The sequence below is a fragment of the Streptomyces chengmaiensis genome, assembly GCF_029846775.1.
Classification (GTDB): Bacteria; Actinomycetota; Actinomycetes; order Streptomycetales; family Streptomycetaceae; genus Streptomyces; species Streptomyces chengmaiensis.
Genome location: NZ_JARWBG010000020.1, coordinates 1 through 12,218, shown reverse-complemented (window position 1 = coordinate 12,218; position 12,218 = coordinate 1). Strand labels below are relative to the sequence as shown.

General features: G+C 70.0%; 10 protein-coding genes and 1 pseudogene. 6 read left to right on the top strand and 5 right to left on the bottom strand.

Features of this window, described 5'->3' with window-relative positions; genetic code table 11:
- The first annotated feature begins 1 nt into the window (after position 1).
- Positions 2–1,027 (top strand): hypothetical protein, encoded by a 1,026-nt coding sequence (locus QCN29_RS18080; RefSeq protein ID WP_279929277.1) that lies wholly within the window; start codon positions 2–4, stop codon positions 1,025–1,027.
- A gap of 31 nt (positions 1,028–1,058) precedes the next feature.
- Here the strand turns inward: QCN29_RS18080 and QCN29_RS18075 are convergent, their stop codons facing one another.
- The 3 genes from QCN29_RS18075 to QCN29_RS18065 all read right to left on the bottom strand — a co-directional run bounded on the left by QCN29_RS18075 (position 1,059) and on the right by QCN29_RS18065 (position 4,366).
- Entirely contained in the window at positions 1,059–1,904 is an 846-nt protein-coding gene (locus tag QCN29_RS18075; RefSeq protein WP_279929275.1) for a spermidine synthase, read from the bottom strand.
- 192 nt (positions 1,905–2,096) lie between these two features.
- Positions 2,097–3,269, bottom strand: a complete 1,173-nt coding sequence (gene tuf / locus QCN29_RS18070) for an elongation factor Tu (protein WP_279929274.1) — start codon at positions 3,267–3,269, stop codon at positions 2,097–2,099.
- Positions 3,270–3,625: 356 nt separating this feature from the next.
- The gene (locus QCN29_RS18065; protein ID WP_279929273.1) at positions 3,626–4,366 is read right to left on the bottom strand and encodes a DNA alkylation repair protein; all 741 of its coding nucleotides are present in this window, start codon (positions 4,364–4,366) and stop codon (positions 3,626–3,628) included.
- Between the two features lie 48 nt (positions 4,367–4,414).
- On the opposite strand from QCN29_RS18065, the gene QCN29_RS18060 reads away from it, so the two are divergent.
- Positions 4,415–5,167, top strand: a complete 753-nt coding sequence (locus QCN29_RS18060) for a TVP38/TMEM64 family protein (RefSeq protein ID WP_279929271.1) — start codon at positions 4,415–4,417, stop codon at positions 5,165–5,167.
- Positions 5,168–5,373: 206 nt separating this feature from the next.
- The gene (locus tag QCN29_RS18055) at positions 5,374–6,246 is read left to right on the top strand and encodes an undecaprenyl-diphosphate phosphatase (RefSeq protein WP_279929270.1); all 873 of its coding nucleotides are present in this window, start codon (positions 5,374–5,376) and stop codon (positions 6,244–6,246) included.
- A 303-nt stretch (positions 6,247–6,549) separates the two neighbouring features.
- On the opposite strand, the gene QCN29_RS18050 is transcribed toward QCN29_RS18055, so the two are convergent.
- Positions 6,550–6,720: a DUF6042 family protein gene (locus QCN29_RS18050; protein WP_171053193.1), complete on the bottom strand. Its 171-nt coding sequence runs from the start codon at positions 6,718–6,720 to the stop codon at positions 6,550–6,552.
- A 225-nt stretch (positions 6,721–6,945) separates the two neighbouring features.
- Between QCN29_RS18050 and QCN29_RS18045 the strand changes: the two genes are divergently transcribed.
- Together QCN29_RS18045 and QCN29_RS18040 are read left to right on the top strand one after the other, a co-directional pair.
- Entirely contained in the window at positions 6,946–8,040 is a 1,095-nt protein-coding gene (locus QCN29_RS18045; protein WP_279929264.1) for a helix-turn-helix domain-containing protein, read from the top strand.
- Positions 8,030–8,909 (top strand): annotated as a pseudogene (locus QCN29_RS18040) (IS5 family transposase). The gene QCN29_RS18045 and the pseudogene QCN29_RS18040 overlap by 11 nt, the downstream one beginning before the upstream one ends.
- A gap of 160 nt (positions 8,910–9,069) precedes the next feature.
- Here the strand turns inward: QCN29_RS18040 and QCN29_RS18035 are convergent.
- A complete protein-coding gene (locus QCN29_RS18035; RefSeq protein WP_279929262.1) occupies positions 9,070–10,341 on the bottom strand; it encodes an IS701 family transposase in 1,272 nt (423 codons plus the stop codon).
- Between the two features lie 168 nt (positions 10,342–10,509).
- Between QCN29_RS18035 and QCN29_RS18030 the strand changes: the two genes are divergently transcribed.
- Complete coding sequence (locus QCN29_RS18030) at positions 10,510–11,886, top strand: IS1380 family transposase (protein ID WP_279929261.1); 1,377 nt, start codon at positions 10,510–10,512, stop codon at positions 11,884–11,886.
- Positions 11,887–12,218 lie beyond the last annotated feature (332 nt).

The window sequence follows — 12,218 nt, the reverse complement described above, 5'->3', positions numbered from 1 at the left end:
CATGTGGCCAGGACAGCAGCCGCCCGGGGGCGAGCAGAATCCGCAGCAGCAGAACCCGAACCCGTACCAGCAGCCGGGGCATCACCAGCAGAACCCCTACCAACAGCCGGGCTATCAGCAGCCCAATCCGTATCAGCAGCCCACCGTGCCGCAGTACGCCGTGCCGGGGCAGCCGCCGGGGGCCGTGCAGCCGGCGAAGGACGAGAAGAAGAAGACGGTGATCACGGCGATCGTCGCCGCCGTGGCGGTCATCGCAACCGCCGTGGTCACGGGCGTCGTTGTGTTCAAGGACGACGGCAAGGGCACATCGGACAAGGCCGGCGGCGCGGGGGCCGCCGCGTCTTCGTCCCCGTCCGCCGCCGCGTCGACCGAGTCGGACCAGCCCGGTGAGAGCTCCGAGTCTCCCGCGGACAACCCCCGTGGCGGCGCGGACGCCAAGCCGACCGTCCCCGGCTGGAAGGTCGTCAGCAACCCCAAGCACGGTACGCAGTTCGACGTCCCGGCCGACTGGGAGGTCGCAGGCACCGGTGTGATCACCGGCTTCGAGGACGAGAAGAAGGGCGACGGCTCCCTGGCCGTCGGAATGTCCGCCCCGGCGCACCTCAAGACCAAATGGTGCGAGTTCGACAGCGACAAGGACGGGCGCAAGGAGGACTGGGGGCTTGCCACGGCCGGCTCCAAGGGGGGCAAGGGCGCGAAGAACGCCGCCGAGGCCGCGTACAACGAGGCCGGCAACTGGTCCTGGGCCGCCTATGCGCAGACGGAGCCGAAGGGCACGGTGAAGGTGGCCGAGGCCAAGGACTACACCACCGCTTCCGGTCTGAAGGGCAGCGTCGCCACGGCCACCGCCAAGGGGGTGAAGAAGGAGAACAAGTGCGAGACGGACGGCAAGTCCATCGCCTTCTCCTTCAAGGACGCCAAGGGCGACTTCAAGACCTGGATCCTGTACGCCAACGCGGGCATCGAGGACGAGGTGCCGGACGAGACGATCCAGAAGATCCTCAGCACCGTGCGGCTGGCCGACTGACCCGCGCGCTCGTGAACCAGACGACGGGGCCTCAGCCGATGCTGAAGGCCCCGTCCGGCGGTTCCGGGGAGGGCGCCGCCGCCGCGTCCGCAACCGGGGACGCCGAGCCGGTCAAACGGGCGAGCGCCGTGCCGTACTCGACGCGCGCGGGAAAGGCGTCGGCCGCGGTACGACGGGCCAAGGCCGCGGTGTCGACGGGCCGGTGCGCGGCGACCAGCACCGCGTTGCCGAAGCGGCGGCCGCGCAGCACGGACGGCTCCGCGATCAGCACGAGCTCTTCGAAGACCTCGGCGAAGGCGGCGAGCTGCGAGCGCAGAAAGGCGAACGGCGCGGAGTCCGCGAGATTCGCCAGATAGATCCCCGAGGGGCGCAGGACCCGCTCGGCGGCCCGCGCGTACTCGGCGGTGGTGAGATGGGCGGGGACACGGGCCCCGCCGTAGACATCGGCGATCAGCACATCGGCGCTGTCCGCCGGTGCGGCCTCCAGCCAGGCGCGGGCGTCGGCGCCGTGCACGGCGATGCCGGAGCCGGGCGGCAGGGGAAGGTGTTCTGCGACCAGCGCGAGCAGCCCCCGGTCGGCCTCCACCACGTCCTGCCGGGAGCCGGGCCGGCGGGCCGCGACATAGCGGGGCAGCGTCAGCGCCCCGCCGCCCAGGTGCAGCGCGTCCAGCGGCGCGCCCTCCTCGGCGAAGACGTCGAGGACATGGGCGACCCGCCGGGTGTACTCGAACTCCAGATGGTCCGGGGCGTCGAGGTCGACGTACGACTGCGGTGATCCGTCGACGGTGAGCAGCCAGCCGCGCGGCCGGTCCACATCGGGCATCAGCTTGGCGACGCCGCCGTCTACGTCCCGGATGACGGGTATCTGCTCCTCCACCGTCCTATTGTGCCCGTGTGTACCCGTGCTCTGCCCCCACATTCCGCGGCGGGGGCGAGCCCCCGGACCCCCGGTGCGGCCTGAAGGCCGTGTCCTCAGTCGCCGGACGGACTGGAATTCGAGGCGCAGGGGCCGGAAGTCAAGCCTCTCGGGCGTTTGAGGAGCGGGGGTCCGGGGGCTGGGCCCCCGGACTCAGAGCAGCGCGGTGACCGTGCCCGCGCCGACCGTCCGGCCGCCCTCGCGTATCGCGAAGCCGAGACCCGGCTCCAGCGGAACCGCCCGCCCCAGTTCGACGGTCACGGGGACCGTGTCACCGGGGTGCGCCAGACCCGCTCCGCCGAGGTCCACCTCGCCGACGACGTCCGCGGTGCGGATGTAGAACTGCGGCCGGTAGCCCGTGGAGACGGGCGTCGTCCGGCCCCCCTCCCGTGCCGACAGGACGTACACCTGCGCCCGGAAGCACCTGCTCGGCGTCACGCTGCCGGGCGCCGCTGCCACGTGCCCCCGCCGCACGGAGTCGCGCGGCACCCCGCGCAGCAGCAGCGCCACACTGTCCCCGGCCTCCGCGGCCTCCATCGGCTTGCCGAAGGTCTCCAGACCGGTGACGACCGTGGTGATCCCGGCGCCGAGCACCTCGACGCGGTCGCCGACGCGGACGGCGCCCCGCTCCACCGCACCGGTGACGACGGTGCCCCGGCCGCTGATGGTGAGCACGTTCTCCACGGGCAGCAGAAACGGCGCGTCCGTGTACCGGACGGGCATCGGCACATAGGTGTCGACGGCGTCCAGCAGCGCTTCGACCGCCGCGGTCCAGCGCGGGTCGCCTTCGAGGGCGCGCAGCCCCGAGACGCGCACGACGGGCGCGCTGTCCCCGCCGTACCCGTGCGCGGTGAGCAGCTCGCGGACCTCCAGCTCGACGAGGTCCGTCAGCTCGTCGTCGCCCGCGTCGGCCTTGTTGAGCGCCACGACGATGTGGTCGACGCCGACCTGGCGGGCGAGCAGGACGTGTTCGGCGGTCTGCGGCATGACGCCGTCGAGCGCGGAGACGACCAGGATCGCCCCGTCCAGCTGGGCTGCCCCGGTCACCATGTTCTTGACGTAGTCGGCATGCCCCGGCATGTCCACATGGGCGTAATGCCGGGTGTCGGTCTCGTACTCGACGTGCGCGATGTTGATGGTGATGCCGCGGCGCGCCTCCTCCGGGGCGCGGTCGATGCGGTCGAAGGGGGTGTACGCACCGCCGGCGCCGCGGTCGCTGAGGACCTTGGTGATGGCGGCGGTGAGTGTGGTCTTGCCGTGGTCGACATGGCCCATGGTGCCGATGTTGAGGTGCGGCTTGGTCCGCACGTATGCCGTCTTGGGCATGGCTGGGAGCGGTTCCTTCCCGGAACTCGACAAGTGGACTCCGCGCGGAGGATGTTCTCCTGGCGGAGGGGGACCCCTGGGCCTTGCCGACCCTCCCCCTGCGGGGTCCTCCGGACGATCCGGGAAGGGTCAGCTTCGGGCGCCGTCGAGGGGCGCCGGGGCAGTGACGACGGCAGCCTTCGGCGCGTCCGCGACTGCGGACGGCGCTGTGGTGAAGGTGTGCCGGAACATGGCCACGATGGTCGCGTACGGCGTCCGCGGCGTCGAATGGTTTTCCGCGCCGGTGCACGGCAGTTCACCGGTGTGCGGCCCACCAGCGATGTGCGGGGGCGGGGGCGAGCGGGGGCGGGGAAGGACTACCGCGGGAGGTTCTTCACCGCTTCCCGGACCGACAGGGGCGCGAGCCGGTCGTGTGCCCCGGCGACGAACGCGCGCACGGCCTCCGGGTCGGTCCTGGCATACTCGCGCAGCGCCCAGCCGATCGCCTTGCGGATGAAGAAGTCCGGGTGGCCCGACCGGCGCAGGCAGTGGCGGAAGAGCCGTCCGGCGTCGGTGTCCTGCCCGGAACGGAGCTGATGGAGCAGCGCGCCGCGTACGAGCCACAGATCGTCGTGCTCGATCCAGTCGTCCATGACCGGGACCAGTTGGGGGTCGGCGCGCACCAGGGGCCCGACGACATGGGCGGCGAGCAGATCGACGGTGTCCCACCAGGGGACGCGGGTGATCAGCGTCCGCACGACCGGCAGCAGCCCCGGGGAGCACCGGCCCGCATGGCGGCGCAGATAGTCGGCGGCGAAGTAGTGGTACTCGCGCTCCGGCAGCCGCCAGCAGCGCAGTGCGACCGCGGCGCAGTCCGCCTCGGCGGGGCGGGGCGTGTTCTCCAGCACCGTGCGGGACAGTGCGCGCCGCTCGGGGGCGGCGATGCCGAGGAAGGGGGCGACGTGCTTCATGTAGCGGGACATGTCCGCGGCGCGCGCCGGGTCCGCCGCCGCGGGGTAGACCGTGGTGAGCCGGTCGAGAACGGCGTCGGCGAGGGCGCTGTCCGGGATGGCGTCGGCCGCGTTCGCGGCGTCGCCCGGGGCGGTCGCATCGGTCATGGGCCTACATTACGGCGATCACATCGGGGTGTCGGTTAGTCTCCCCGGATGCCGCTCCCCGTCCCCGGTACGCTCCCCGACCGCTCCCCGGCCCCGTGTCCCGCCGCCGTTTCCGAGGCGCCGTCCGTCCCGGTCCGGCCGTCCGGGGCCGTGCTGCGCTCGCCCTGGTCACGGCTGGCGCTGCTGATCGCCGTGCTGGTCGGTGCGGGCGTCGCCGTGCTGCTGTACGAGCCGCAGCGGCTGCTCGCCTCGGGGTGGCCGCCCGAGCTGAGCGGTGCGGGTGCGGCGGCGGTGTTCGCCGCGGCGTACGGGCTGTGCACCGCCGCGTTCGTGCCGCGGCCGCTGCTGAATCTGGCGGCGGGCGCGCTGTTCGGCGCACAGCTCGGGCTCGCCGCGGCGATCGGCGGGACGGTGCTGGGCGCGGGGATCGCCTTCACGCTCGGCCGGGTGCTCGGCCAGGACGCCCTGCGGCCGTTTGTGCGGGGTCGCTGGCTGGCCGCCGCCGACGGGCAGTTGAGCCACCACGGGTTCCGCTCGATGCTGGCGATCCGGCTGTTCCCTGGCGTGCCGTTCGCCGCGGCGAACTACTGTGCGGCGGTCTCCCGCATGGGGTATGCGCCCTTCCTGCTGGCGACCGGTCTGGGTTCGATCCCCAACACGGCGGCGTACGCGGTCGCGGGCAGCCAGGCCACCGCTCCGACGTCGCCCGCGTTCCTGGGCGCGACGGGGTTCATCGTGCTGACGGGTCTCGCGGCGGCCGTGGTGGCCTGGCGCAAACGCCACCGTCTGCACAGCCGTTGAGCGGCACGTCCGCGCGCGGCCGGACCGTACGTCTTCGCGGGCCGTCGGGCGGCGGCGGCACGGGGCGGTGCGGGCCCCGGCGAGGGGGCTGGCGCGGGGCGGTCACCTGAGGACGCTACGCTGCCTCCGATCGGCGCATGATCGGGAGATCGGGAGCACGCGTCGGCCGGTCATACGTGATCATCTCTTGGGTGGCTTAGTTTTCCATGTCTTGGTTCGAATCATTCATCCTCGGGCTCGTCCAGGGGCTGACCGAGTTCCTGCCGATCTCCTCCAGTGCGCATCTGCGGCTCACCGCGGCCTTCGCCGGCTGGGAGGACCCCGGGGCGGCCTTCACGGCGATCACCCAGATCGGCACGGAGACGGCCGTGCTGATCTACTTCCGCAAGGACATCCTCAGAATCCTGTCCGCGTGGCTGCGCTCGCTGACGGACAGGGAGATGCGCAGCGACCACGACGCCAAGATGGGCTGGCTGGTGATCGTCGGCTCCGTTCCCATCGGCGTGCTGGGCCTCACACTCAAGGACGCGATCGAGGGCCCCTTCCGCGATCTGCGCCTCATCGCCACCACCTTGATCGTGCTGGGCCTGGTGCTCGGTTTCGCCGACCGGCTGGCCGCCCGCGACGAGACGGGGGGCCGGCACCGTGCCGTCCGGGAGCGCAAGACGCTTCAGCAGCTGGGCATCCGGGACGGCCTGATCTTCGGCGTGTGCCAGGCCATGGCGCTGATCCCCGGTGTCTCCCGCTCCGGGGCCACCATCAGCGGCGGTCTGCTGATGGGCTACACCCGCGAGGCGGCGGCCCGCTACTCGTTCCTGCTGGCGATTCCGGCCGTGCTCGCCTCGGGGGTGTACGAGCTGAAGGACGTGGGAGAGGGGCATGTGTCCTGGGGGCCGACGATCTTCGCGACGGTCATCGCCTTCGTGGTCGGGTACGCGGTCATCGCTTGGTTCATGAAGTTCATCACTACGAAGAGCTTCATGCCGTTTGTGATCTACCGAGTGATCTTGGGACTTGTGCTGTTCATCCTGGTCGGAACGGATGTGCTCAGCCCGCACGCGGGCGAATCCGGCGGCTGAACCAGGGCCGCACAGGTAGCGCTATCTAGCATTTCCTAGCGCCTGACTGCATCACCACGCCATGATCATCTCCCACTCGTCTCCCACCCAGGAGACCGGGAGACGATCAGCCAGAAGTGCGCACCTGCAAAGTCGGGAGCAGAAAGGAGGGCCCGCACAGCAGGGGTTTCCCCTCCACGATCCTTGCCACAGCAGCCTTCTCAAGGCCTGGGTTCTCCACTGCAGAAGCGGAGGCCCGCGATGCACGAGGGCGCACATGCGCCTGTACGCCTGCTGCATACAACCCAGCGACTGGGTCGCTCGTCAGCCTTCGAGCGGGCGGCCCTGTGCTGCCCGCAGGCGGGCCAGACCGGAGATCCGCGTGCGAGCAAGTGGCAGTTCGTCTTCGGGGGTCGGGAGCGTGACGGGCATGGACCACACACCGCTGGTCTGGGAGGCGATGCCGAGCGCGACCATCACCTCGGCGAGTCCCATGCCGTGGCCGGGACAGGGAGCCCGGCCACGGTGAGTACGTCGGTGCAGTCGGCCTCCTTCCCGGCAACCAAGGCACGGATCTGGGCCTTGGTTGCCGTCCCGCGCAGCGGTAATCGCGGAGCCAACTCAGCCTGCGGGTGCCGAGAACTCCATCCATATCCCGTGACCTGTATGTTCTCGTGAGTGGCCGACGTTCGCCGGATGGGCGTGTCAGGCTGATCGATCGTGCTGCTGCGACTGCCCTACCTCGCCATGTCGAGTGTGTTCGCCTTCATCCGGCTGCTGCCGATGAGCGATGTGGACAAGGAGATCGAGATATTGACGCTGCGCCACCAGTTGGCGGTCCTGCAGCGGCAAATCGACAGGCCCCGGGTCGCCCCGGCGGACCGCGCCTTCCTTGCCGCGCTCCTGCACCGGTTGCCCAGGGCCAGGCTGCGGCAGCTTCACCTGATCGTCTCGCCGGACACGATTCTGCGGTGGCACCGCGACCTCATGCGTCGCCGACACGCAGACGGAGCTTCCCGCCGTAAGCGGGCCGGCAGACCGCCGACCCGCCGCGCCATCCAGGCCCTCATCCTGCGCCTGGCCCACGAGAACCCAGGCTGGGGCTACCGGCGCATCCACGGTGAACTCGCCGCCCTCGGCATCAAGGTCGCGCCATCCACCGTATGGGAGATCCTCCGAGCGCACGGGATCGAGCCCGCACCCGAACGCGACCACCAGACCTGGGCCGCCTTCCTGCGCAGCCAGGCCCACGCGATCCTGGCCTGCGACTTCTTCACCGCCACCACCCTCAATGGCGCGAGCGTGTATGTCTTCGCCGTCATCGAGCACGCCAACCGCCGTATCCACATCCTCGGTGCAACGACTCATCCCACCGCGGCCTGGGTCACCCAGGCCGCCCGGAATCTCGTGATGGACCTCCAGGACGCCGGAGCCAACGTCACGTGCCTGATCAGGGACCGCGACAGCAAGTACACCCCGGCGTTCGATGCTGTCTTCGCCGCCGAGGGCATCGAAACTGTCACCACCGGCATCCGCGTTCCCCGGATGAACTCAATCATTGAACGTTGGGTGCAGACCTGCAGACATGAGCTCCTCGACCGCACCTTGATCTGGAACCAGGCCCACCTGCTTCACGCGCTCGGGGAATTCGAGTCGTTCTACAACCAGCATCGGCCTCACCGTACGCTGCACAGCGCGGCGCCCCTGCGGCCCGTTCCCGAACCGATCACCGAGTCGGGCCGAGTCGACCGCCTCGACATCCATCGACGTGATCGACTCGGTGGCATCCTGCATGAGTACGCTCATGCCGCCTGATCTGCGAGGACGTAATATTCGGCACCCGCACCGGCTTGAGCCCTCGCTGCCGCTGGGCAAAAGGCCGGGCCGTCCACCGGTGTGGACCCGGCGGCAGTTGATAGACGGCATACGGTGGCGGACCAGGACTGGTGCCCCGTGGCGCGACCTGCCGGAGCGGTATGGGCCGTGGGACCGGGCCTACGACCTGTCCGGCGCTGGCAGCGCGACGCCACCTGGAAGCGGATCTTCGAGCAGTTGCAGGCCGAGGCAGACGCGAAGGGCTTGATCACGTGGGACGTCAGCGTGGACTCCACAATCGCCCGGGCTCACCAGCACGCCGCCGGGGCACGTAAAAGGGGGCGCTACAGAAGGAACCTCCCGGCGGCGTCGACAACGAACCCGACGACCACGGCCTCGGACGCTCGCGCGGCGGGCTGACCACCAAGCTGCACCTGGCGGTCGAGCAGGGCCAAAAGCCGCTCTCACTGCTTGTCACCGCCGGCCAGCGGCACGACAGTCCGCAGTTCCAGCCGGTCCTGGAGCGCATCCGGGTGCCCCGCATAGGACGAGGCCGACCGCGAACCCGGCCGGACAAGGTCCGCGCCGACAAGGCGTACGGCTCCCGCGGGAACCGCGCCTACCTGCGAAGACGCGGCATCGGCTACACCATCCCGGAGAAGGCTGACCAGGTCCGCAACCGCAAGAAGCTCGGCTCTCGCGGCGGCCGTCCGCCGAAGTTCGACAAGGCCGATTGCAAGGAGCGCCACGCGGTGGAATGCGGGATCAATCGCCTCAAGCGCCACCGAGCCGTGGCCACCCGGTACGAGAAACTCGCCGTCCGCTACGAAGCGACCGTGCTGGTCGCGGCCATCAATGAGTGGCTGTGACCAGCACTTTCGCAACACGCCCTAGTAGTACTTCGTTAGGTTGAGCTGGAGAGGATCTGTTGTCTTCGCCTTCGGGTTGGTAACTGGCGGTGGCAGGTGGGGCATGCGCCGGTCCAGCAGAGCAACAGGTCCTGCATGGTGTGGAGGACCTGGTAGAAGGTCAGGCCGGCGCTGTTGCTTTTGGGTCCAGGCGGCGGAGGGTGCAGAAGGCGTGGGCGGCGGTGACGAGGGTGGCGTGGTGGTGCCACCCGCGCCAGGTGCGGCCTTCGAAGTGGTCCAGTCCCAGGCCGTGCTTCATCTCGCGGTAGTCGTGTTCGATCCGCCAGCGCATCTTCGCGAGCCGGGCCAGGTGCCGCAGTGGGGTGTCGGCGGGCAGGCTGGTCAGCCAGTACTCGGTGGGCGCTTTCTCGCCGGTGGGCCACTCGCTCAGCAGTGTCGCGGTGGGCAGAACGCCGTCCCAGGCGGTGGAGCCGCCAGCTTGGGCGATGGTGTGCCTGCGGGCCGCGACGCCGGCCGGACGCACCGTCTCGACTTTGAACCTCGAGCGCATCGGACCGCGCGAACCGGTGCGCCAGGTGGCCTGCCGGTATGCCTTGCGTCCGGTCCCGGTGGCCAGGTCCTTCAGGGAGGAAGCCTTGGTGCGGTAGCGGACAGCGGGTTTGCGTCCGGTTCCGCTCCAGGCGGGGGCGGTGGGGACGGCGGCGGCCGGGTGGGCGGATTCGTCCGCCCGGACGGCGGCGGCCGGGTGGGCGGATTCGTCCGCCCGGACGGCGACGACGAAGTCCAGACCACGGTCGGCCAGAGCCTGTCGGAAGGCGTTGTTCTGGCCGTACCCGGCATCCGCGACGATCACCTTGGGTTCCAGGCCCCAGCCGATCGCCTCGTCGATCAGGTCCAGGGCCAGACGCCACTTTTCCCGGTGCCCCACCTCCTCGGGCACCCCCGCCTTGACCCGGCGCGCGAGGTCGTCCTGCCACTCGGCCGGCAGGAACAGCCGCCACGAGATCGGCACGGAAGCGGTGTCGGACGCGGCGTGCAGGCTGACCGCGACCTGACAGTTCGACTGCTTGCCCAACGCCCCGCACCACTGCCGGGCCACCCCCACCGACATCTTCCCGTCCTTGGGGAACGACACATCGTCGATCACCCACACCTCGGGATCCACGACTGGAACCGTCTTGACGGCTACCGCCCGCAACACCGCGGCATGGTCCCACGGAGACTGGTTCACAAACTGCTGCAAGGCCTGCATGTCGCCGTCCGGCAGCCGCTCGGCCATCGGCTGGATCGACTTCCTGCGGCCGTCCAGCATCAACCCCCGCAGATAGCAGTCACCCTTCGCCCGCTGATCCCTCCGCGGCACCGACGCGAACACCTCAGCCACGAACTCGCCCAACTCACCCCGGAGTTGCTCGATCTCCCCCAGCTCCATCAGAGCAGCATGCCCAACCCGACAGCCCGAGATCAAATCAACCTCACCTCGCGCTTTCGCGAGGTGAGGTGTCCGAGGCTTGATCAAATAAGCGGAGAGTGCTCCTGACCTGCAACGATGGGACTTGTCTAGGGTCCTGTTGGCTGCACGGAAAGAAGCACTCTCCAGGTGAAGAAGCGTATCGGGTCGTACCCGCGTGTCCGCATCGAGGGCGGCGGCCGGGCGGTGGTCTCGCAGGCCGGGGGCGTGCTGCTGGTCGAGACCGTCCGCAAGACCGGCTTGGGCACCGCGATATCAGCGGCGCTGACGCCGTGGCGGAAGCCTCGGGCGGTGCACGATCCGGGCAAGATCCTGCTGGACGTGGCCCTGGCCATCGCGCTGGGTGGGGACTGCCTCGCGGATGTCGCCATGCTGCGGGCCGAGCCGGCCGTGTTCGGGCCGGTGGCCTCCGACCCGACGGTGTCCCGCCTCATCGACACCCTCGCAGCCTCCGGGGAGAAGGCCCTGCGGGCCATCCGTGCCGCGCGGGCTGAAGTCCGCCAGCAGGTCTGGCGGTTGGCCGGCCGGGAAGCGCCTGATGCGGGCGGGACGGTGACCGTGGACCTCGATGGGGTGCTGGTGATCGCGCACTCGGACAAGGAGGACGCCGCACCGACGTGGAAGCGAACCTACGGCCACCACCCACTGATGGGGTTCGTCGACCACGGGCCGGGCGGCACGGGTGAACCGGTCGCGGCTCTGCTCCGACCAGGCAACGCAGGCTCGAACACAGCCACCGACCACATCACCGCCGCCCAACTGGCCTTGGCTCAGCTGCCGAAGAAGTACCGGCGCGGGCGCCGGACGTTGATACGGACCGACTCCGCGGGCGGCACCCACGACTTCGTCGCCTGGCTCGCTCAGCGGGGACGGTGGCTGTCCTACTCGGTCGGCATGGTGATCACCGAGCAGGTCCACCAGCATGTGCTGAAGGTTCCGGCATCGGCCTGGACGGCGGCCGTCGAGGCCGACGGCGAGATCCGTGACGGCGCCTGGGTCGCTGAACTCACCGGCGATGTCCTGGACGGCTGGCCGCAGGGCATACGGCTGATTGTCAGGAAGGAACGACCGCACCCCGGGGCCCAGTTGAGGCTCACGGATGCGGACGGCATGCGGCTGACCTGCTTTGCCACCAACACCTTGGGCCGGCCGATCGCCGAGCTCGAGCTCCGCCACCGGCTGCGGGCGCGGGCCGAGGACCGCATCCGCGCCGCCCGGGCCACCGGCCTGCGCAACCTGCCCCTGCGCCGCACGGCCCAGAACCGGATCTGGCTGGAGATCGTGCAGATCGCTCTCGAGCTGCTGGCCTGGATGCCGATGCTCGCCCTGACTGGCAAGGCCAGGTGCTGGGAGCCCCGCCGACTACGGTTCCGCTTGTTCACCGCGGCCGGACAGTTCGTGACCACCGGCCGTCGGCGGATCCTCCGCCTGGCCCGGCACTGGCCCTGGACCGGTCACATCACCGCAGCCCTCGACCGGCTCACCCAACTACCCGACCCTGGCTGACCAGCGGATTCCCCGTCCCTTCGACAGCGGCTCAACACCCGGAGCAGTGGAATCCGGCGCACATCCCGAGGCGGCACTCGGGTCTTCGGCCTGCGCAACCTCAGTCCACGGCACGAAAACGGTCCACCGACTCCGTCGGCAGGGCTCCGTCAAGTTCCCCGGATGCGCGGGTGGTTGACGATCAGGGCTGGTAGAGGCGGGTAGCAGTGCAGGCACGGGGGTTCGTGATCATTGTGGTGACTAAGCCAGATGATCATGAGGATGTCCCGTGCCTGCCGTTGCATCTTCCCCTATCCCTGCCGTGCTGGAGAAGCTGGGTCCGCTGGATGCGG